The organism is Nocardia sp. (genome assembly GCF_025465275.1).
Lineage (GTDB): Bacteria > Actinomycetota > Actinomycetes > Mycobacteriales > Mycobacteriaceae > Nocardia.
In genome coordinates, this window is sequence record NZ_JAODNK010000070.1 from 31,920 (window position 1) to 51,223 (window position 19,304).

The following is a 19,304-nucleotide window of genomic DNA, read 5'->3' on the forward strand; positions in this document are numbered from 1 at the left end:
AACGGGCACCGCTATCGGCGGACACTTAGAAATGTTTGTCTCAACGCCTGCACCGGAAGGGTCTCCGAGTACCCTCGGGCCATGGCGAGGATGGCTCAGTCACGCGCGGGGCGCGCCGCACAGCTGGGCGGCCTTGCGGGCACACAGGCCGCCCGGCTCGCCGCGCAGAAGACCGGCGATCTCGTCCGCTCCGATGCCCGCGCCGAGGCCGCCGCACGGGCTCGCCGCACCCTCTTGACGCAACAGCTGGTCGCCACGCTGGGCACCATGCGCGGGGTGGCGATGAAGCTCGGCCAAATCCTCTCGCTGGTGGATATCGGTATTGTGGGCCCAGAGAATCGCTCGGTGTTCCAGACCGCGCTGGCGACCCTGCAGGACAATGCGCCCCGGGTGCCGTGGACCGAGATGCGCGGCCATCTCGAAGGCGAATTGGGCGGCCCGCTGGATGAGGTCTTCGCCGAATTCGAACCCGAGCCGGTGGCCGCGGCCTCGATCGGCCAGGTGTATCGGGCGCGGCTCACCGACGGCCGCCAGGTGGCGGTCAAGATCCAGTATCCCGGTATCGAAGCCGCTGTCCTGGCCGATCTGAAGAATCTGCGCACCCTGCTGACCGTCTACCGATTCGTCCATCCGGCCCTGGACACCGCAGCGCTGGCCGACGAGTTCGCGGAGCGGATGCACGAGGAACTGGACTACCGGATCGAGGCGCGCCACACCGGACTGCTGGCGGGAGCCCACCGCGGCCATCCCTTCATCCGAATCCCCGATGTCATCGAATCAATGTCGGGCAGAAGGGTTCTGGTCACCGAGTGGCTCGACGGCCGGCCGCTGCGCGATATCTACACCGGCCCGCAGGCCGAACGTAATCGAGTGGCGGAGATCGTGTTCCGCTTCTACGCAGGCACCCCGTATCGCCTGCGCCACTACAGCGGCGATCCGCATCCGGGCAATCTGCTGCTGCTCGACGACGGCGCGGTCGGCTTCCTGGATTTCGGCCTGTGCAAGACGATCGACGCCCGCACGGCCGAGGCCGAATTGGCGGTCCTGCGCGCCGGAATCGACGGCGATGCCGCGCTCGTGCTGGAGCTGATGGAATCGCGGGGCTTCGCGCGCAGTTCGAAGATGTCCGAGCAGGCCGCCTACGAAACCTTCCTGCGCGTGTTCGGCTGGTATCTCTGCGACCGCGAGGCGGATATCAGCCAGGAGAACGTGAAGGATCTGGTGGCCCTGCTGAGCCGCTCCGGCGATTCGACCGGGGTTTCGGTGCGCCCCTTCAATCTTCCGGCCGATCACGTCCTGCGCGGCCGCGCCGAAGTGCAGCTGCTGGCCATTCTCGCCCAATTGGAACCGCGGATGAACCTGTACACGATCGCCCGCGAGTGGATCTTCGATGCCCCGCCGGTGACTGAACTCGGCCGCGCACAGCGCGAATGGGAGCTCCGCCGCTAACCCTCCGGGACCGACCTTGAACGGTCTTCGAATTCTGCCTTCTTGACACAGTGTTACAACGACATATTTTTGTATCACTGCCACAGGAAGGGTCAACATGAAGACGCTGCACAACCTCGGCCCCTCGCCCGAGCACGAGCAATACCGAGCACTGCTGCCGCAGTTCTGGGAGCGGGTCGACGAGCAGGGCTGGCCTGGTGGAAACCGCAGTGTGGGAGTGTCCTGCCGCCGCGATCAGCATCCTCTGAAGAACGCCGCGAAACCCATGGTTGACCTTTCGCTCCACAATTGACAATATCTGATGTCATTATCGCGTTTCGGCGATGGTGGCATGCGGAGGAGCGCGAGATGGCCGAGGACATCGTTGTCGAGGTCGACCAGGAGCTGTGTCTGGGGTCCGGGTTCTGCACGAGGATGGCACCGGAAGTTTTCGAGCTTCCTGATGACGTGGTTGAGCTGCGTGATCACGCCCGCGGCACGACCGGTCCGGTAGCCGTACCGGACCGGTTCGCCGAGGCCGTGCACTCCGCCGAGCTGGGTTGCCCGGCGGCGGCGATCGCGGTGCATTCACCTCACTAGGTCGCGGTAATAGACAACTTTCGTTGTAAATCTTCAGAAGTACCCGGAAGGACATCGCAATGGTGCAAGTGCTGGCAAGCAGCTGGGGGTCGCCACCGATCACTGAGGCGGGGACGGTGGCAGCCTGGCTGCTGCTCGGGGTGGCCATTGCCTCGGTGGTCGGTGCGCTGATCTTCGCGGCCGGACTGGTCATCGCCAAGGACCGGGAGACCTCGGTGCTGTTCTGGCTGGTCACGGCGGGCGCGGTGGTGGTGTTCTCGTTCTATGTGGAGCCGTGGCTCGATTTCATCGGTGCGACAACGTATCTCACCAATGTCTTTGATCCCGTCGTGACCATCGTGGACCGGCCGATCCCCTGGCATGTGGTGCTGACCTACTCCGGCGGCATCGCACCCGCGACGATCATCGCGTACCTGATCATCAAGCAGGGCCGGTCCGCCAAGGTGCTGTTCGCCTGGGCCGCTTTCATCTCCGTCGCCGAATGCATCGGCGAGATGATCAGCTGCCACTACGGCGTGATGCTGTACTACAGCAATAACGCTCTGGTGCTCGGCATTCCGATGCCGAGCCTGGTGCAGAACGGCGGCATGTTCGTCCTCATCGGCTGGGCGATGGCGGCCATGCTGCCGCATCTGCACGGCCGGCGGCGAATTGTGGTGGTGCCGTTCATCGCTCCCGCGGTGTACCTCGCCTACACACTGCTGTGCACACTGCCGAGCTACTACGCCATACACAACAACGCTTCCTCGGCTGTCTCGTGGACGCTGGCGATCGTGTCGACGGCGTTGAATCTGGGGGCCGTCATCTTCGCCGGATACGCACCTACCGTCACCCGGCTGCGTGCAGCCGCACAGTCCGGAGATACGGCGAAACACACTGTCGCCCAGCCCGTTCAGACGACCGAGGCAGCCGCATGAACACTCCGCAGCGAGACAGGTACGCACTGACGCGCAATCCCGCACGCGCGGTACGCAAGTCGATCGTCGCCAAGCGCCGCAATCTCCTGTTGCCGCCGGGACCGGTCGGCCGGCCAGTGACCGGCGTGCTGCGCGAGTTCACACGCGATCCGTTCGAATATCTGCGCGGTTGCGCCGCCGAATACGGCGACATCTTCCGGCTGCCGACACCGGTGCTGGATATGGTCGTCGTCAATACTCCCGACCTCGTCCGCTACATCATGAGCGACGTCGAGAAGTACACGATGATCGGGCATTACGCGCCTGCCGCGCACAGGATCCTGGGCCGGACCATTCCGCTGCTGGAGGGCGATCCGCTGCGGCAGCGGCGCAAACTCATCACGCCCATGTTCAAGCACAGCTCACTCAACGAGCTGGCCGATGAGATCGTGGACGAATTCGCCACCCGCATCGACAAGTGGGGCGAGTGGGCCGATTCCGGCGAGACGGTCGATCTGCAGCACGAGATCGCCTGGCTGACCATGCCCGCATTCATGCGCGCCATGTTCGGGATCACGCCCTCGGACGCGGAGATCGAGCAGCTCGACCACGATCTGCGCCTGCTGCTGAGCTCCTTCGCCGCGGCCGTATTCCTCAGTCCCATACCGAAAATGGTGCCCTTCCCCGGCCGGGACACCCTGCCCGCCGCCTGGTGGCGCATCTCCCGCTGGATCGAGGATCAGATCGAACGCCGCCTGACCCAACCGGTCGACAAGGTCGACATGCTGCAGGTGCTGCTGGACGCACGCAATGAGGACGGCACACCGATCAGCCGCAAAGATCTGATAGCCGAGCTCGCCATTCTGATCGCAGGCGGCTACGAGACCGTGGTGGCCTCGGTGTCGTGGACCCTGGCGCTGCTCGCCGACGATGCCGAAGCACGGGAGCAGCTCATCGCGGAAGTCGATGAGCTGCACGGTGAGCGGCCCGAATACGCCGACCTGAAGCGGCTGGAGTGGGTCAAGGCCTGCTTCGACGAGGGCCAGCGCATGCAGGGACATCCGTTCCATCCGCGCATCGCCCTGCACGACGATGTCATCGACGGGCATTTCATCGCGCGCGGCACCATCATCGGCGTCTCGGTCTACGCCCTGCATCGTGATGAGCGCTGGTGGCCCGAGCCGGACAGGTTCGATCCGTCACGGTTCACCGATCGCGCGGTGGTGGCCGCACGCCCGGTCAATGCCTTCATCCCGTTCGGGACCGGACCACATCGCTGCATCGGTTCCCAGCTCGGATACATGAACGCGCAATTCATTCTCACGCTGTTCTTCCAGCGCTATCGGATGAAGACCGCGCCCGGGTGGAAACCGAAGCACGCCTCCACCTTCTCCACCACCATCGAGGGCGGCCTGCCGGTCACCCTGGAGCGCGTGCCGGTGCCGCACCCCGCCTGATCCGAAACCAGTGGGGCCGATCGCTTTTCACGATCGGCCCCACCGTGTTTCTCGCGCTCAGGACGGATCCGAACCGGTGACCTTCCGCCGCCAGACAACGGCTTCGTCGATAAAGCTCACCAGATAGTCGACCAACTCCTCGGCGGACATATCGAGCCGATCGTCGACCCACGCCATGAGCACCTCGGCGGCGGCGCCGGCCATCGCGATAGTGGTGATATCGCCCATGACCGGGTCCACGGCCTCGGAGCCGCCGTTCATGAACTGCGTCATCATCGGCAGCGCCGCGACGACCATATTGTTGGATTCGGGATTCTCCAGCCACATGGTCATCAACCAGGTGGTCCCGTAGAGCATCTGCTGCCGCACCTTGGCCAGGGCGCCGCCGGCCCGTTCGGGCTCGATGAACAGGATGCGCCCCACCCGGGGGTCCTCATCCATGATCGTCACGAGTTCCTTTGCCACCGCCCGCAATCGGGCCTGGCCCTCGTCGATGCCGACCGCCTTCAGGAACAGCCGCCCCGCGACCTGCATGGCGACCGATTCGACGACCGCCTTGGCGAAGGTGTCGAGGTTTTCGAAACTCTCGTAGAAGTAGCGCTCGGTCAGCTCCGCCTTGCGGCAGACGTCCCGGACCTTGGTCTCCGCGATCCCGGACTCGCCGATGACCGAGATCCCCGCCTGCAGGAACGCCTCGCGGCGGGCCTGCACGCGGTCCTCTTTGCTCATACCCGCGAACCGATGGGGCCGCCGGGCGGCGCGGGTCGGTTGCGATGTCATGGGGTCGATTATCTCCTATCGCGGCGTGGTGGCGTGGAGGGTGACCGCTCCGGGGACCGCGACGGCGGCCAGCGCGGTATCGAGCAGCCTGCTGATATCGATCGATCCGGACGAATTCACGGCCGCACTGATCCCGGGCAGCGCCGAACCCGCGAGCTTGCGCACATCGGGGCCGACCTTGTCCTCGAAGCCCTGCAGTTTGCCGAACAGGACCAGCGGTCCGACCTGCACGACCCGCGGATAGTCATTCGTCTGCATCATATCGACCGCGGTTTGGGCCAAGGTCGCGAAATTGACCCCCAGCATGCGCGCCGGATCGCTGACCTCGGCGATGGTGGGTCCGACCGCACCGCTGCGACCCAGCACCTCCTGTCCGTCGGTGAGCAGATCGCGGATCGAACCGGTGCTCATCAGCAGCGTTGAGGCCAGCAGCGCACTGGCCCGAGACAGATTGTGCACCACCTCGATATCGGCGGGCAGGGCCGAGTCCAGTTCGCCGACAAGGGAGTTCGCCGTATCCGGTGCGATGCCGTTCATCATCCGAGTGAGCGCGGCCGACAGGTCGCCGAAGTTGCACGGCACCGTCGATTGCGCGGCGCGAATGTGCTCGCCTTCGGAGAAGTACGGTCCCGCTGTGGATTTCGGCAGTACCGCGACATAGCTCTCCCCCAGCGAGGACAGGCTTTCGATGCGGAAATCGCTGTCGGCGGGAATCCGATAGCTGTCGCTGTAGCCGAAATCGATCTCCACACCGTCTGCGGCGGCCTTGACCGCACTCACCTGACCGATGGGGACGCCGCGCATCAGCAGCTTCGAACCGGCGACAAGGCCATTGGCGTCACTGACGGCCAGCACCGCGTGACGCTGATCGGAGGTCGGCAGCCAGTGCACACCCTGACCGCCGATGGCGACCACCGAAAAGGCCAGCAGTGCCAGCAGTGCGGTGACGGACAGCACGTTCTTGATCTTCACCGGACGGCTCCCAGCATTCTGAGCAGATTCGCGACGTCATCGAGGTGTTCGGTGCCGTCGGCGGTGACGAGGGAGGTGACATCGACGCTGGGCTTGCTCAGCAGCGGCATCAGGGTGGTCTGCAGGAAATGCTGCACGCTCGCACCGGTGTCGGCGAATCCCACACCGGTGCTCGACGCGCCCTCGAGGGTGTTCGCGAGCGAATTGATCATCGGCACCAGCCAATTGCCGCCGGTGTAGACGCTGCCCACCGACGGCAGCAGAATGCCGATATTGGCGATCAGCAGCCGCAGATTGGCCCACAGCTTCATGGCGTGCGAGGACAGGATGTTCTCGAGGTCGGGGACGTGCCGGTTCACCGCCTGCGCGAAACCGGCTGCGCTGGTGAACATGCGGTCGAGGTCGGTGGTATCGGCGGCGAGGCTGCGCACATCGGCGGCCAGGGTACCGGCGACCTTGCGCACCCCGTCGGCGGTCGGCGGCAGGGCCGCGTTCACCTTGCCGATGGTCTGCTCGATGCGCTGCACCGAGCCCGTGCCGAGGAAGTTCGCCAGCACCGCGAGGGTGTCCTCCAGCGGTGCGGGCGCTACCGTGTGATCGCGGCCGATCCGCGAATTCGGTTTCAGTGCGGCATTGTTCGCGTCCGCACCCGGCCGGTCGATCTTGATGTAGGCGTCACCGAGCACGGTGTTCTGGGTGATGGTCGCGGTGCTGTCGGCCGGAATCGCGATACCGTCGTCAACTTCCACCCCGACTGCCACCGCGCCGTCGCGCAGATCGATGCTGCGGACCGTTCCGACGGCCGCGCCGTCGAACGACACCTTCGCCCCTGCGGGCAGATTCAGCGCATTGGTGAATTCGACGGTGAGCGGATATCCGTGCCGGGTGAGATCACTGGGCATCGGCAGATTCGCCGGATTCGCCGAGCAGCCGGCCAGCGCTGCGGTAGTCGCCGCCGCTATGATGACGACGAGGGTGTGGCGCACATTTCTCACTGGGGTACAACACCTTTCAGCACCAGTTGCAGCAGATCGGTGACTGATAGCTCCGGCTGTCCGGGTATTGTGGTCAGCCGGAATTTCGGCCCCACTACTGAAATCGGCTGTCCGGCCGGGCCATTGGTCAGTGCGCTGATCGAACCGGCCAGCACCGGAAGCGAACTGGCCAGTTTGCCGATGCTGTCCTCCCCTGTTGCCGCGAGATGCAGTGCTGCGGCGACGGTGTCGAGTCCCGGCCACAGCAGATCGCCGTAGCGCTCCGCGAGGTCCAAGCACAGATCCATGGCGCCGGGCAGGCCGTCGAAGATCTTGGTGATGGCGGGGAAAACCTGCATGGCAACGGCATCGATGCCGGGCGGCGCGGTGGCCAGCGCGGATTCCACATCGTCCCAGTGCGCGCGGGTGGCGGCCAGCAGTGGCGCGGTATCCGCGAGCATCTGACCCAGGGTCGCCGTCGCATGGTCCGGGTCAGCGACTGCGCGGGCCAGGCTCGCCATCGCATCACCGGCGGCCGTTCCATTGCCTGCCAACTGGCTCGCGAGATTGTCCACGGCCCGGTTCGCGGTATTGCCCGCACCGGATCGGGTGATGCCGTCGATGAGACCGGCTGTGGACGCGGTGATCTCGGAGATGCTCTTGGGAGTTGCGCTGTCGGACAGCGGAATACAAAGTCCGGGAGCCAATTTCGGCCCGCCTCCGGCGCTTCCGACCAGCTCGAGGCTGCGGTCGGCCAAAATCGAGGTCGATCGGGTCACCGCCTTGACCGGACCGGAGATCGACTGGTCACCGTCGAGGGAGAAGGTGACCTTGACTCCGGCGCCCTCTGGATCGGCCCGCTGCACCGTCCCGATCTGCACACCCATCCTGGTCACGAAATTGCCGGGGTACAGCCCGATCGTGTCGGGCATGATCGCGCAGAACCCCGGGGTGCTGCGCGAACCCGTATCGGTGGCGACGGTGACGCCGACCGCGAGTACGACGGCAGCGATGGCCGTCAGCACGAACAGTCCTCGGTAGCGGCGGAGCATCAGCAGCTCCTTCCGGGAATCGGTACGCACAGGTCGGTGGCCAGCACCTGATCACCGCCGGCGAGGCGGACTCCATCGGGGCCGAGCAGCGATTGCAGGTAGTTGATGAAGGTCTGCAGCCGGCCTATGAGGCCGGGCAGATCGGTGTTCACACCGTGCGCCGCGGTGTCGAGCTGCTGCACCGCGTTGTACACCTCGTCGCGATGGTTCGAGTAGAAGTTGGTGAGTGTCTTCACCTTGGTGAAGACGTGCGCCAAACCCTCGTAGGCATAGGCGAATTCGACATGGGTGTCATCGAGGACCCGCAGCACGATCGCGGCCTTGCGCAGCATATTGAACAGCACATCGCGCTGATCGCTGAACTTGCTCAGGTACTCCTGCGTCACCGAAAGGCTGGTTCCCACCTGGTCGCGCTGGTGTTCCAGCACTCCGGCGAGCGCCTGCACACTGTCGATCATGGATTTCACCGAACCCGGATTCTCCTCCAGTGCGGTGGCGGCCTTGTCGAGGCCGTCACCGATGGCCGGTGCGTCGAGGCCGGCGATCTTCTGCGGTGCATCGTCGAGCAGTTCGGGCAGGCGGTAGGGCAACTGCACCCGGGCGGCGGGAATCGTCCGACTACCCAGGGGCGCATCGCCCGCGGACACCAGTGCGACGTAGTAGCCGCCGACCGCCGTCAGCATGCGAATATCGACGGCGGTGTCGGTGCCCAGGAATATCGAATTGTCGACAGAGAGCGCCACTTCGACATGATCGGGCCGCAACCGCACCGCACTGACCTTGCCCGCCGGGATGCCGGCCACGCGCACCTCCTCGCCGGAGCGAAGTGCGGCCGCGTCGGTGGTTTCGAAGACTACTTGCTGTTGATGCAGCGGATGCACATAGAGCGCCCCCGCCGAGACTGCGACGACCACCGCCGTCCCCACCGCGATCACACCGATGAGCACATGCCGCTGATCGGAGCTCCGGCTGCTCAGATAGGCGCGCACGCGCCGCACGAGTCTGGTTATCGGTTGCACAGCACCACCTGCTGACCGGCCAGCAGTACCTGCACGCCCTGCGGCAGCGCCGCGGGACCATTGCTGCATCGGGTGTCGATTCTCGCCGCGGTGAGCTGCTGCAGTCCCGACAGCATGGGCGGGAGCATGCGCAGCGTCTGCGGGGCGTCCTGCAGTTGCGCGAGTGCGGTTTTCAGCAACGCGTCCAGATCGGTGCCTTCACGAAGTCCGAGTCCGTCCAGCAGCCGATTGACCGAGTCGACGAAGGCCGGCCCATAGGTCGCGGTCGCATAGAACTGGTCGAGTACGGTCATCGTCTTGTCGAGGGCGAGGTCGAAATTCTCGATGAATTCCAGCACACGATCCGACTTTCCCTTCATAGTGTCCGATATCGCGGCGATGTTCTTGACGAGGGTGGACACCACCTGCTGCCGGTCGACGGTGTAATCGGCGAGCTTCTTGACGCTCGCCGCCAGATCCGCCGCACCGGCGCCGTCGCCTTCCAGGAAGGCCGAGACATTCGTGGCCAGCTTGTCGACCTCACCGGGATCGAGGGTGCGCAGCACCGGTTCCAGACCGTGGAACAGCGTGGTGATGTCGAAGGACGAGGTGGTCATCTGGGTGGTCGCGTGCCGCACCGGCCCGCCGGGGCCTGCGCCGGGGGTGGTTTCGCTGTAGTCCAGATAGCGTGAGCCGCTGAGGTTCTGGTATTTCACCGCCAGATGTGAGGCGGTGGTCAGCCGATAGCGCTGCTGCAGCGCGAATCCGACCACAGCGATATTCCCGCCGCCCTGACGCCGGATGTCTATCGAGCTCACCTTGCCGATCTGCACGCCCTGCATGCGCACGTCCGACCCGACCCGAAGACCGGAGACATCGATGAAATCCGCTGTGTAGGAGGAGGTGTCACCGTGCACGGGATTGCGGAGCGCATTGACGACGCCGACGAAGAGCACGGCCGTGACAGCCGTGGCGATCAGCAGTCGCCACAGCGCCTGGCGTGGCGTGGTGCCCATATCAGTTCCCCCGGGGTAGCGGCAGCGCCGCGGCGAGCGCCGGGAGCTGGTCCAGCACAATGCGCAGCTTCAGCGACTTGTCCTGATCCGGTCCGGTGTACGCCGATTCGAATCCGGACAACACCTGATCGAGCCGGGTACCGAGCTGCGCTTTCTGCAATGTCGACGACACCGGATCCGACACCGTGCGGAGAATCTCGGTCAATGGCGTGAAATCCTGTGTGTGCGAGCCGAGCAGTGCTCCCAGCGGGCCGAAGAATCCGGTGGCGATCAACTGCATGGTGTCGTTCATGGGCCCGAACTTGTTGATGATCGTCTCGGCGCTGGGGACCTCGCGCACGGCCTTGACCGCCGAGATCGCGTCGTCGGTGAACACCGGCAGCGGATCGAGCAGTGTATTCAATTGGCGCAGCTGCACATCCGGCATCCGCTGCTGGGTTTCGGCGAGGGCGTCGGCCACGGTGAACCCGGCCTCGATCAGCGGCGCGAGCGCATCGGTGTAATCGGCGATCCGCCGCACAACCTCGACCATACGATCGGTGACCACACCGTTGACTACCGTCGAGGTGCGGCTCAGTAGCGAAGCCATGGTGAAGTCGCCCTCTGGTGCGCGGTCCAGCCGCAGACCGTCGGTCAGCGCTTTCCCGCCCGCGCCGGGTAGCAGGTTGAGGGCGGAGACGCCGAAGTAGTTCATCGGGCGATAGTCGAAGCCGACTGCATCGGTGAGTCCACCGATCTGATTGCGCTGCAACCCGATACCGATCTCCACCCCCCGCACCTGACCACCGTGCACCGATTCGACCCGGCCCACCTCGACACCGTGCAGCACCACCGTGGAACCGGCGGCAATGCCGTGTCCGAGGTACGCCGTCCGGACGGTGACGTGCAGGACGCCGCCGGGCTCTCGGCCGCTGATCCGCGCCGCGGCGAATATCGCGATCAACAGCACCACCACCGTGACCACACCGGTCAACAGCAGCACCCGCCGTTGCCGTCGTTCTGATCCAGCCAATAATTCCGACATAGTCAATTCACCCCGTGAACACGAATTCCGGTGTGACCCCCCACAACAGGACAGTCAATATCAGGTCGAGCATGATGATCGCCACCAGGCTGGCGCGGATCGCGCGCCCACTGGCGATGCCCACCCCAGCCGGGCCGCCCGAGGCGAAAAAGCCGAAGTAGCAATGGATGAAGGTGACCACCGCACAGAAGAGAACCGCTTTGATCGTCGAATAGATCACGTCCACCGGATCGAGAAATTGCTCGAAATAGTGGTTGTAGGTACCGGCGGATTGGGAATGGACCACCGTCACCACCAACCGGCAGGTGACAAAGCTGACCAGCAGCGTCACCAGATAAGCCGGTGCGACACAGAGCATTCCGCCGATCAGCCGGGTCCCGACCACAAACGGCACGGTGCGCACGCCGAGCGCTTCGATGGCGTCGATCTCCTCCGAGATCCGCATGGAGCCGATTTCGGCCGTCATGCGGCATCCGGCCTGTGCGGCGAAGCCGACCCCGGCGACGATCGGGGCCATTTCCCGAATATTGGCCATACCGCCGACCACACCGGAGAGTGCGCCGAATCCGATGAGATCGAGCCCGGCGAACGCCTCGATCGACACCATCGCGCCGATGGCGACACCGAGGATCAGCATGGTGGTGACGACTCCGCCGTCGACGATGAGCGAGCCGCGACCCCACGCCAGATTGTTCAGCACCCGGAAGGTCTGTGCCCGGTACTGGCGCACCGTGACCGGCAGCAGCCACAGGGTACGGCCGACAAACACTGCGACCCTGCCGATTTCGGCGAACATATCCAGACCGGGCCGGGTGATCCGCCGGGTGATCCGGGCGACTCGCGGCATCGCATGGTAGCGAGAGGGAACGGTGGTACTCATGCGACCTGACTCGGCAGGAACATGGTCTGCAGCTGTGTGATCAACAGCGTGGCCAGGATGATCGCCGTAACACTCAGCACCACCGACGAATTCACCGCATCGGCGACGCCCCGCGGGCCGCCGCGCGTCTCGAGGCCGCGCAATCCGGCCACGATGGCCACCAGTACGGCCGCGACCAAGGTCTTGATCACCGCGACCGCCAGATCGGCGGTGGTGGCGAAGGCGCCGAAGGAGGCCCAGAAACTACCCCGGCTGACGCCGTTGAGTTCGACGGCGACGATATAGGAGGAGCCGACGCCCACCATGACAATGGCGATCAGCAGCATCGGCGAAATCGCAAGCAGGGCAAGGAAACGCGGTACCAGCAGCCGCTGCACCGGATCAACCCCCATGACCCGCATGGCATCGAGTTCCTCGCGAATGGCCCGCGCGCCGAGATCGGCCGCGATCGCCGAGGCGGCGGCCCCGCCCAGCAGCAGACCGGCAGCCAGTGGCGCGCCCTCGCGGATGATGCCCAGCCCGCTGGCCGCACCGGTGAGCGAATCGGCGCCGACCTGGTGGACCAATCCGCCGACCTGCACCGAGACGACCGCGCCGAACGGGATCGCCATCAGCACCGCCGGCACGGCCGTCACCTTCAGCAGATGCCAGGCCTGCTGCAGGAATTCGCCGAACGGAAAGCGGCGGCCGATGATGTCCCGCATCAGATATCGAAGAATCGATACGCCCAGCAGAACCGATCGGCCCAGCGTCGCCGCACTCGTGCGGCCGATACCCCCCACATGATCGACCGGAACATTGAGAATGTCTGCGACTCTGCCCAGCGACGGTGCGCTGTCGAGCTGTGCCATGAGGTCTTCGGTGTCCCCTCGTACGAAAATCTATTTACCGCTCATAGCCGAATCGATGCCGCCCACATCGGTGATCTTCCAGCCCGCGTTCTTATCGATGGTGACGGTGTAGGTCGCGGTCGACTGGACGCCCTCCGGCGCCTGAGTGTTCTTGGTCATGACGCTGACAAAGCAGGTCACGACGTAAATACCGTTCTGCTCCGAACGGACCGACGCGGTGATCGGAGTCGGCGTGGACACCCACTGCAGCGGCACGATGATCTGTTCCATCGAGGACGCCGCCTGCTTGAGCTTGTTCGCCAGCTGCGGTGAGGTGTTCGTGGTCAGCCGCTGCGACCAGGACGGGAGATCCTTGAAGTCCATCTGGGCGGCCCCGACCGAATAGTCACCGGCAACCTGTTCGGCGTGCTTACTGTCGTCGGCCGCCGAGTGCAGCGCCGTGACCTGGGCGCGCGCCGTATCGCGATCGCTCCCCCGCTGATGCGCCATCCAGCCGAGCGTGGCGGTCGCAAGCAGCAGTACGACCACCACGCCGAGCAGCACCACGGTGCTGAGCGGGAGCGATACCGTGCCACCGGTTTTCAGCTTCGGAATTCGCCGCTCGGCAGCCTCGTCCTCGATCTCCGGGCGCTCGAGATCCACCGTCGCCGCCTGTTTCGACATCGTCCACCCTTCATTGTCACCAGCCGACAGAACGTCGCAGACTGACAACACTCCATGTCATTCAGTGTGCTCAAGCTAACAGCCCGGCTACAGGTTGCCTAGAGCAAGTCCCGATTTCGCAGGTTTTCGCAGGCAATGCAGGTCTCGATAGCCACCCACAGACAGTTGACGGCGGACCGTCGGCACCATTAAATGACAATTGTTGATGTCATATATTGAGAACAAGGGGGTAAGAACAGATGCGTGAACCCGTCGGCGAGTTGACTCGCCTCCTTGCGGACGACACCGGCGTTGTCGCCGAACTCACCGCCGAACAGGCCGAGCTGATGCTCACATTCCTACAGCGACAACGGGATTCCCAGCACCGCGAAACCATGGCGGCCATCGACGAAGCGATGGGAATCCTGCCCCGCCTCATCCGTATCCCGGCGAAGAAGATTCTGTTCGGTTAGGACGCAACACAATGCACAATCTGATCACCGAGGTACAGCTGCAACTGCTCGCCAAAACCCTGGGCGTCGCACCGGCCGAGGTCGACGCCTTCGAGGGATTGGGAGCCGAGAAGATCCAGGCCCTGCGCGAACTCGCGTCCGGATATCTGTTCGATGAACTCGCGCCGATCTTCGGCCGTGTCAGCAACCTCGCCCCACTGGTTCCCGACGCACTGGTCACGAAGGTCGCGGAAATGGCCGTGCCACCCCTGGTGGCCGGCCGGGCCTCGGGAGCGCTCGGCGTCGCGCATCCGCATCGAATCAATGCGATCCTGCGCAGACTGAGCCCGGAGTACACGGCCGACTCCGCCCAGTCCATCGATCCGCGGGTCATTCCGCTGGTCTCCGCGGGCCTCGATATTCCACTCCTGATTCCGGCCGCACGAATTCTGCTGGCCCGCAAGGACTTCGCGACGGTGACCCTGCTCATCAGCAGCGTCGACAATGACCGGCTCTTCACCGAACTGGTCGAGGCGATCAGCGCGGACGGCCAGCACCTCGGCACCATCCTGCAGGCCCTGAGCTACGCACCCTCCGACACCTGGCTCACCGAGAATCTCGGCCGACTCCGCAGACCGCTCCTGCGAAAGCTCTTCAGCCCGACGGCCGACACCGAAACCGTCGCGGCATTGTCGGTGATCGCACGCCTGGGCTCCGACCTCCGGCCCCAGGTGGCCGAACACCTCTTCGACAGCCTCGACACCACGGGCGTGCGCGCACTGGCCGACACCGCCCACACCCACGGCGCTGACGCCGAGCTGCGGTCCTTCGCGGACGCCCTCGGCGACGGCCGCCGCGAGCAGTTCGATCGCCTCGTCGTCACCGAGGTCGCCGAATGAATCGCCCGGAACTGTTCGTGCACGGCGTCCCCGAAACCGCGCTCACCGCAGCACTTGTCGAGCATCTGCCCGTGAATGCCGCTGCGGCGCCGTGGAATTGCTCGGCCGAGGCGGTTTTCTGGCTGGGCCGCGGCGGCGCACCGGCCACCGCCGCACTGCCGCCGCGATTGCGCGGAAAAGCTCGCGCGCTCGGGGTGATCGGCGGATTCGTCCGATACACCGAAACACCCGTCGGCAGCTATGACGAAGTGCTCGGCGCCATCGCCTTCCGGCAGGGACTGCGCCCGCGCGGCCACGTCGCCTTCATGGCCGTCGATTCGGAAACGAGCCTGGTCGGCGGTCGCACCAACTGGGCCATGCCGAAAACCCTCGCCTCGTTCTCCGGTGACCTCGCTTCGGGCACCATGACCGCCACCGAGGCGGTCGGCGGTGCGCCGAAGTGGACAATCGGAATCACCGCCCGCTCTTTCGGATTCGCATTGCCGCTGCACGCGACCGGCACCGTCCTGCACCAGTCGCACACCGGCGATATCGCCGCTGCCGCACTGCACACCCGAGGCCGCGCAAAACTCGCGCTCATCGATACCTCCGTCGACGGCGACGGCGACCTCCCCCACTGGCTACGGCCTGGACGCCACCTCGGCGTACTAGTCCCCCGCCTACAATTCACCCTTTCCTCGCCCGCACTGGTACGGGTAGGTAGATAGCACATGGCGCGGCATCACCACCGCTTGCGTCGGAATTGAACGGCTAGACGATATAGCCGACGCGAGCCAGTACCGTTGCTGAGCGAGAACTAGCGGCGGAGAACAACGCCGACTACAGCGAAAACTCGGCTTCGAGCACTAGTTGACCACGAAGAATCCCCAGGTCGCCGCTGTTCCCATCTATATGGTGCCCTGCCGGGGGCGCCTCACCACCCTGACCTGCGACGTAGTCGCCAGGTTCAGTGGTACCCACCCTCTCCCAGAGGCAAACACCGAGGGACTGTTGTCGAGCCCCGAGCCCTCTGACCCTCGGGAGATCTTCAGTTCACTGGATTCCGGCGCTGGCCAGACCCTCGCTGATATCATTGATATCAGGAGGTGGGTGCCATGACAGATATCCTGATTAGGGATGTTCCCGAGCCGGCGATCGAGGAGATCGATCGGCGCGCCCAGGAGATGGGCGTCTCCCGGACCGAGTTCCTCCGGCGATGGCTCAGCAGAGACTTCCGGCCTACCGCCCCGGTCACAACCGGGGACCTCAGCCGTCTCGGCGAGCTTGCCCAGGACCTCAACAATCCCGAAGTAATGGGCCGGGCATGGTCGTGAGCGGCCGCCCCTGGTTGATCGACAAGTCTGCCCTGGTACGCCTCGGCCAGTCTCCCGACGCCAGCGAATGGGCAAAGCGAATCGAGCGAAGCCTGATCCGGATCTCAACAGTCACGCTGCTCGAGACCGGCTACTCAGCGAGGTCCGCATCCGACCTCACAGAACTCCTCGACCTCCCCCCGCTCGCACAGATGCCGATCGAGTACATGACACCGGCAGCGGAAGACCGTGCAGTAGAGGTACTTCGGAGACTCGCCGACCACGGACAACATCGCGCCCCGTCAATTCCCGATCTCCTGATCGCGGCGACCGCGGAGCAAGCAAAACTCGTAGTTCTACACGCCGACAAGGACTTCGAACTCATCGCAGAAGTCACCGGCCAACCGACAGAGCGCCTCCGCTTCGACTCGCACTGAACCGCTGAGGCCCCCAGCAGCTACGCAACTTCTTGCCCCACAACGGATTCCAGGATCAAGAATCTCGGACTCTCGTCAGACGCCGCCCGCAGCGGCGAAACCCTGGCGGCGGTCATCCGCCGCGCTCGCGGATATCGCATATCGGCCAGTCGTTATTCGCTGTGGGGTTACCAACTGTTGCAAAAACCGGACAAAACGCCCTTCGATGCCGCTACTCTCACAGCGGTGGGCCGAAACCTGATGGTCCGCAGTCGTATTCGGCTCAGATGAGGAACCCTTGTGCGCAAACTCGTTGTTGCCGTCGTCGCTGTCGGGACGGGAGGGGCGCTGACGGGCGCGGCTGCTCCGGCACATGCGCTGGCCTGGGGCGATATGACGATTTCGGCGTCGTGCAAGATCTATATACCCGGCAACGCGGACGTAATGGTGACGGTGAAAAACGTCGGTACGGACATCGCATACGCGGTGACGGCGCGCTACGAGGCTCCGGATATGGGGACAGGCATGGGATCGCGGACCTTCGGCAACTTCGGTATCGGCAGTTCGGACCGTGCGATCGTCGGGGCCGCACACAAGCGCTACTACAGGGTGGTGGCGGATGTGTATTCACAGGGCGGGGAACCCAACATGGCCAACAACAGCATCGACACCGTGGTCGATTGCGGTGACGGTTTCCCAACCCCGTAGCACCGGTTGACCGGTCCACGGCTCCGGCGGCGCGCCGAGGTCTAGACGACCTCGACGCCGAGCTTCTCCGCCTTGGCCAGGCGTGAGCGAATTCGTCCTAGCGCGGCTAGCGGAAGAATTCGCGCAGGGCGGCAGCTACCGGGGCGAAATCTTCGGGATGGTGGGTCAGCCCGACCAGCAACATAAACCGTGAATCCGGCAGGACAGCGTCGAGTTTCTCCATGCCTTCCGGCCCATACCGTTCGTATGGAAGACGACGCGGGTGCCGTCGGCCGAGACGACGCTGTCGGTTGTTGTCCACATGGATCTATCGTGCGCGCCACACCTCTCACCGCGCTTGCGCAGACCTTGCGCCGCTCAGGCAGTCGATGCGGAAGCTTCCGGCCGGGCGACGATTGTCGACCGGAACCCCATTGCGAGCCCCTGGAATTCGCGGCATTCCTCCGAGGCGGACCCCTCCTAGAGTGCTACGGAGCATGACCTCGAGGAGATTACGATGAAATCGATTCTGCGACCGAAACTCCCACAAGTACTGGTCGGCTGTCTGATTGCCGGCGCGCTCGCCGTCGGCACCGCACAGGCCGCACCTGTCACCCTCGACCCCGATCAGTCCAGCCCAGCCGCCATCGCCACCGGCGATGCTTCCGGCTCAGCGGCAACAGGATCGGTCAGTTCATCCGAGTTGGCGATACTGCGAGTGCTTCTGCTGTGCCAGCTGGGCCTCATGTCCGGCCAATCCTGCAACCTGATGCCATAGCCTCCGCACAGCCCACGACCTACCGGTGTTGCCGGATGGAGCATCCACAGACCGAAGCAGTCGTTCTGACAACAGCTCTGAGATATCGACCGGCGGCCCATTCGAGAACCGAGTGGGCTGCCGGTCTTCTCGGTGCGGCGGCGAGTGGACTCGTTCGGGCGCGATGACGAACGTGTCGGGGTTCGCGTTATTCGGGGATGATCGCTATTGCGTCGATTTCTACCAGCACGCCGGGGCGGGCGTGGGCTGCGGTGGAAATGACAGTGATGGCTGTGCGGTGGTTGCCCCAGACTGATTGGGACGCAGCGAATCCCGCTTGTACGTCGACACCGGCGACCAGGTAGATATTGAGTTTGACGACATACTCGGGCGTGGTGCCGGCGGCAGCAAGGACGGCCAGGACGTTCTTCATGGCTTGAATGGTTTGGGCGGCAATACCTTCGAGGACGGCTCCGGCGCTGTCGGTGCCTAGTTGGCCACCCACGTAGAGGGTGCGGGCGGCGGGGGCTATTACACCCTGGGTGAAGGCTGGGTTGTAGTGGAGTTCCGCTGGGTCGAGGTGGATTGGCTTCTCGGTCATGAGGTTTCTCCGCCGGTGTCAGGATTCGTGTGGAGGTAGAGGTCGCGGAGGAGGCAGATCTCGGAGAGGTGGTGGATCAGTTCGCGGTGGATGTGCAGGACCAGGTCGGCCATGCGCAATTCGGGGAAGGGTTCCTTCGGGCCGGCTGGGACCAGGAGGCCGGGTTCGCCGAGGGTGCGCACTCCGGCCAGCCAGAGGTTGAGCTGTTCCTCGAGCTGGTCGAGTGCGGTGGACGCGGTGCCGGCGTATTTCCAGGTTTCGTATGACGCCTCCGGGCCGCCGAAGTGTGAGGCGTTGCGGGTGGCGAGGACGCCGACTATGACGTGGCCCAGGCGCCAGGCGATTGTGGTGAAGGGGGCGGGGATTGGCTGGGGGTAGCCGAAATCCACGGTGTAGTCGCCGGCGCCGGCTTGCATGGGTGCTGCCGAGGTGCCGCGGGGGCGCACGCTCCAGGCGTCGGGCACGGGTGACCAGAAGTATTCGTCGTCGGTGAGGCCGTCGAGGCGGGCTCGGAGCTGATGGTTCCAGTGGAACTCGAACTGCTCGCGCAGTGTCCGGTTCCAGTCGAATTCGTCGATGTCCATGCAGCCACCCTCACATCAAATGCGGACAGCATCGGTCCGCTATCTC

Annotated in this window: 24 protein-coding genes; 12 read left to right on the top strand and 12 right to left on the bottom strand. The window is 64.6% G+C overall.

From position 1 onward, the window contains the following. The first annotated feature begins 81 nt into the window (after nt 1–81). The 5 genes from JWN03_RS15535 (at nt 82) to JWN03_RS15555 (ending at nt 4,381) form a co-directional block, all read left to right on the top strand. Nucleotides 82–1,449, top strand: a complete 1,368-nt coding sequence (locus JWN03_RS15535; RefSeq protein WP_297615036.1) for an ABC1 kinase family protein — start codon at nt 82–84, stop codon at nt 1,447–1,449. Between the two features lie 97 nt (nt 1,450–1,546). Next, complete coding sequence (locus JWN03_RS15540; RefSeq protein WP_297615038.1) at nt 1,547–1,741, top strand: hypothetical protein; 195 nt, start codon at nt 1,547–1,549, stop codon at nt 1,739–1,741. Nucleotides 1,742–1,797: 56 nt separating this feature from the next. Continuing rightward, nucleotides 1,798–2,028, top strand: a complete 231-nt coding sequence (locus JWN03_RS15545) for a ferredoxin (protein WP_297615039.1) — start codon at nt 1,798–1,800, stop codon at nt 2,026–2,028. Nucleotides 2,029–2,087: 59 nt separating this feature from the next. Next, complete coding sequence (locus JWN03_RS15550; RefSeq protein ID WP_297615041.1) at nt 2,088–2,945, top strand: hypothetical protein; 858 nt, start codon at nt 2,088–2,090, stop codon at nt 2,943–2,945. Then, nucleotides 2,942–4,381 carry a cytochrome P450 gene (locus JWN03_RS15555; protein WP_297615043.1) on the top strand — a complete coding sequence of 480 codons (1,440 nt, stop codon included), beginning with the start codon at nt 2,942–2,944 and terminating at the stop codon, nt 4,379–4,381. The genes JWN03_RS15550 and JWN03_RS15555 overlap by 4 nt, the downstream gene beginning before the upstream one ends. 57 nt (nt 4,382–4,438) lie before the next feature. Here the strand turns inward: JWN03_RS15555 and JWN03_RS15560 are convergent, their stop codons facing one another. The 10 genes from JWN03_RS15560 to JWN03_RS15605 are packed head-to-tail and all read right to left on the bottom strand — an operon-like array spanning nt 4,439 to nt 13,591. Then, entirely contained in the window at nt 4,439–5,161 is a 723-nt protein-coding gene (locus JWN03_RS15560; RefSeq protein ID WP_297615045.1) for a TetR/AcrR family transcriptional regulator, read from the bottom strand. Nucleotides 5,162–5,176: 15 nt separating this feature from the next. Beyond that, on the bottom strand, nt 5,177–6,133 hold the full coding sequence (locus JWN03_RS15565; protein WP_297615047.1) for an MlaD family protein: 957 nt from the start codon (nt 6,131–6,133) through the stop codon (nt 5,177–5,179). Then, entirely contained in the window at nt 6,130–7,128 is a 999-nt protein-coding gene (locus tag JWN03_RS15570; protein WP_297615049.1) for an MlaD family protein, read from the bottom strand. Before JWN03_RS15570 ends, JWN03_RS15565 begins: the two co-directional genes overlap by 4 nt. Next, complete coding sequence (locus JWN03_RS15575) at nt 7,125–8,159, bottom strand: MlaD family protein (RefSeq protein WP_297615051.1); 1,035 nt, start codon at nt 8,157–8,159, stop codon at nt 7,125–7,127. The genes JWN03_RS15570 and JWN03_RS15575 overlap by 4 nt, the downstream gene beginning before the upstream one ends. Further along, the gene (locus JWN03_RS15580) at nt 8,159–9,178 is read right to left on the bottom strand and encodes an MCE family protein (protein WP_297615052.1); all 1,020 of its coding nucleotides are present in this window, start codon (nt 9,176–9,178) and stop codon (nt 8,159–8,161) included. Before JWN03_RS15580 ends, JWN03_RS15575 begins: the two co-directional genes overlap by 1 nt. Beyond that, nucleotides 9,166–10,173 carry an MlaD family protein gene (locus JWN03_RS15585; protein WP_297615054.1) on the bottom strand — a complete coding sequence of 336 codons (1,008 nt, stop codon included), beginning with the start codon at nt 10,171–10,173 and terminating at the stop codon, nt 9,166–9,168. The genes JWN03_RS15580 and JWN03_RS15585 overlap by 13 nt, the downstream gene beginning before the upstream one ends. A gap of 1 nt (nt 10,174) precedes the next feature. Continuing rightward, nucleotides 10,175–11,197, bottom strand: a complete 1,023-nt coding sequence (locus tag JWN03_RS15590; protein ID WP_297615056.1) for a hypothetical protein — start codon at nt 11,195–11,197, stop codon at nt 10,175–10,177. 7 nt (nt 11,198–11,204) lie between these two features. Then, nucleotides 11,205–12,077: an MlaE family ABC transporter permease gene (locus JWN03_RS15595; protein ID WP_441342998.1), complete on the bottom strand. Its 873-nt coding sequence runs from the start codon at nt 12,075–12,077 to the stop codon at nt 11,205–11,207. Further along, on the bottom strand, nt 12,074–12,928 hold the full coding sequence (locus tag JWN03_RS15600; RefSeq protein WP_297615058.1) for an MlaE family ABC transporter permease: 855 nt from the start codon (nt 12,926–12,928) through the stop codon (nt 12,074–12,076). Before JWN03_RS15600 ends, JWN03_RS15595 begins: the two co-directional genes overlap by 4 nt. Nucleotides 12,929–12,958: 30 nt before the next feature. Continuing rightward, nucleotides 12,959–13,591: a hypothetical protein gene (locus JWN03_RS15605; protein ID WP_297615060.1), complete on the bottom strand. Its 633-nt coding sequence runs from the start codon at nt 13,589–13,591 to the stop codon at nt 12,959–12,961. A 239-nt stretch (nt 13,592–13,830) separates the two neighbouring features. On the opposite strand from JWN03_RS15605, the gene JWN03_RS15610 reads away from it, so the two are divergent. The 7 genes from JWN03_RS15610 to JWN03_RS15640 all read left to right on the top strand — a co-directional run bounded on the left by JWN03_RS15610 (nt 13,831) and on the right by JWN03_RS15640 (nt 18,094). Further along, a complete protein-coding gene (locus JWN03_RS15610; RefSeq protein WP_297615062.1) occupies nt 13,831–14,043 on the top strand; it encodes a hypothetical protein in 213 nt (70 codons plus the stop codon). Between the two features lie 11 nt (nt 14,044–14,054). Then, nucleotides 14,055–14,921 carry a hypothetical protein gene (locus tag JWN03_RS15615; RefSeq protein ID WP_297615064.1) on the top strand — a complete coding sequence of 289 codons (867 nt, stop codon included), beginning with the start codon at nt 14,055–14,057 and terminating at the stop codon, nt 14,919–14,921. After that, entirely contained in the window at nt 14,918–15,628 is a 711-nt protein-coding gene (locus tag JWN03_RS15620; RefSeq protein ID WP_297615066.1) for an acetoacetate decarboxylase family protein, read from the top strand. The genes JWN03_RS15615 and JWN03_RS15620 overlap by 4 nt, the downstream gene beginning before the upstream one ends. Before the next feature lie 387 nt (nt 15,629–16,015). Next, nucleotides 16,016–16,234, top strand: a complete 219-nt coding sequence (gene vapB / locus JWN03_RS15625) for a type II toxin-antitoxin system VapB family antitoxin (protein WP_297615068.1) — start codon at nt 16,016–16,018, stop codon at nt 16,232–16,234. Next, the gene (locus JWN03_RS15630) at nt 16,225–16,650 is read left to right on the top strand and encodes a PIN domain nuclease (RefSeq protein ID WP_297615070.1); all 426 of its coding nucleotides are present in this window, start codon (nt 16,225–16,227) and stop codon (nt 16,648–16,650) included. The genes vapB and JWN03_RS15630 overlap by 10 nt, the downstream gene beginning before the upstream one ends. A gap of 279 nt (nt 16,651–16,929) precedes the next feature. After that, nucleotides 16,930–17,337, top strand: coding sequence for a hypothetical protein (locus JWN03_RS15635; RefSeq protein ID WP_297615071.1), 408 nt, complete (start codon nt 16,930–16,932; stop codon nt 17,335–17,337). 496 nt (nt 17,338–17,833) lie between these two features. After that, nucleotides 17,834–18,094 (top strand): hypothetical protein, encoded by a 261-nt coding sequence (locus JWN03_RS15640; RefSeq protein ID WP_297615073.1) that lies wholly within the window; start codon nt 17,834–17,836, stop codon nt 18,092–18,094. 187 nt (nt 18,095–18,281) lie between these two features. Here JWN03_RS15640 and JWN03_RS15645 read toward each other — a convergent pair whose 3' ends face one another. Both JWN03_RS15645 and JWN03_RS15650 read right to left on the bottom strand, forming a co-directional pair. Next, nucleotides 18,282–18,674, bottom strand: coding sequence for a RidA family protein (locus JWN03_RS15645; protein ID WP_297615075.1), 393 nt, complete (start codon nt 18,672–18,674; stop codon nt 18,282–18,284). Further along, on the bottom strand, nt 18,671–19,258 hold the full coding sequence (locus JWN03_RS15650) for a DinB family protein (protein WP_297615077.1): 588 nt from the start codon (nt 19,256–19,258) through the stop codon (nt 18,671–18,673). Before JWN03_RS15650 ends, JWN03_RS15645 begins: the two co-directional genes overlap by 4 nt. Nucleotides 19,259–19,304: the final 46 nt, after the last annotated feature.

What these genes read in the sequence shown, in the direction of transcription:
- JWN03_RS15610 (WP_297615062.1), top strand. Translation starts at nt 13,831, where the DNA reads ATGCGTGAACCCGTCGGCGAGTTGACTCGCCTCCTTGCGGACGACACC.
- vapB (WP_297615068.1), top strand. Translation starts at nt 16,016, where the DNA reads ATGACAGATATCCTGATTAGGGATGTTCCCGAGCCGGCGATCGAGGAG.
- JWN03_RS15540 (WP_297615038.1), top strand. Translation starts at nt 1,547, where the DNA reads ATGAAGACGCTGCACAACCTCGGCCCCTCGCCCGAGCACGAGCAATAC.
- JWN03_RS15555 (WP_297615043.1), top strand. Translation starts at nt 2,942, where the DNA reads ATGAACACTCCGCAGCGAGACAGGTACGCACTGACGCGCAATCCCGCA.
- JWN03_RS15615 (WP_297615064.1), top strand. Translation starts at nt 14,055, where the DNA reads ATGCACAATCTGATCACCGAGGTACAGCTGCAACTGCTCGCCAAAACC.
- JWN03_RS15535 (WP_297615036.1), top strand. Translation starts at nt 82, where the DNA reads ATGGCGAGGATGGCTCAGTCACGCGCGGGGCGCGCCGCACAGCTGGGC.
- JWN03_RS15560 (WP_297615045.1), bottom strand. Translation starts at nt 5,161, where the DNA reads ATGACATCGCAACCGACCCGCGCCGCCCGGCGGCCCCATCGGTTCGCG.
- JWN03_RS15630 (WP_297615070.1), top strand. Translation starts at nt 16,225, where the DNA reads ATGGTCGTGAGCGGCCGCCCCTGGTTGATCGACAAGTCTGCCCTGGTA.
- JWN03_RS15545 (WP_297615039.1), top strand. Translation starts at nt 1,798, where the DNA reads ATGGCCGAGGACATCGTTGTCGAGGTCGACCAGGAGCTGTGTCTGGGG.
- JWN03_RS15650 (WP_297615077.1), bottom strand. Translation starts at nt 19,258, where the DNA reads ATGGACATCGACGAATTCGACTGGAACCGGACACTGCGCGAGCAGTTC.
- JWN03_RS15585 (WP_297615054.1), bottom strand. Translation starts at nt 10,173, where the DNA reads ATGGGCACCACGCCACGCCAGGCGCTGTGGCGACTGCTGATCGCCACG.
- JWN03_RS15575 (WP_297615051.1), bottom strand. Translation starts at nt 8,159, where the DNA reads ATGCTCCGCCGCTACCGAGGACTGTTCGTGCTGACGGCCATCGCTGCC.
- JWN03_RS15645 (WP_297615075.1), bottom strand. Translation starts at nt 18,674, where the DNA reads ATGACCGAGAAGCCAATCCACCTCGACCCAGCGGAACTCCACTACAAC.
- JWN03_RS15595 (WP_441342998.1), bottom strand. Translation starts at nt 12,077, where the DNA reads ATGAGTACCACCGTTCCCTCTCGCTACCATGCGATGCCGCGAGTCGCC.
- JWN03_RS15620 (WP_297615066.1), top strand. Translation starts at nt 14,918, where the DNA reads ATGAATCGCCCGGAACTGTTCGTGCACGGCGTCCCCGAAACCGCGCTC.
- JWN03_RS15590 (WP_297615056.1), bottom strand. Translation starts at nt 11,197, where the DNA reads ATGTCGGAATTATTGGCTGGATCAGAACGACGGCAACGGCGGGTGCTG.
- JWN03_RS15550 (WP_297615041.1), top strand. Translation starts at nt 2,088, where the DNA reads ATGGTGCAAGTGCTGGCAAGCAGCTGGGGGTCGCCACCGATCACTGAG.
- JWN03_RS15640 (WP_297615073.1), top strand. Translation starts at nt 17,834, where the DNA reads ATGAAATCGATTCTGCGACCGAAACTCCCACAAGTACTGGTCGGCTGT.
- JWN03_RS15605 (WP_297615060.1), bottom strand. Translation starts at nt 13,591, where the DNA reads ATGTCGAAACAGGCGGCGACGGTGGATCTCGAGCGCCCGGAGATCGAG.
- JWN03_RS15600 (WP_297615058.1), bottom strand. Translation starts at nt 12,928, where the DNA reads ATGGCACAGCTCGACAGCGCACCGTCGCTGGGCAGAGTCGCAGACATT.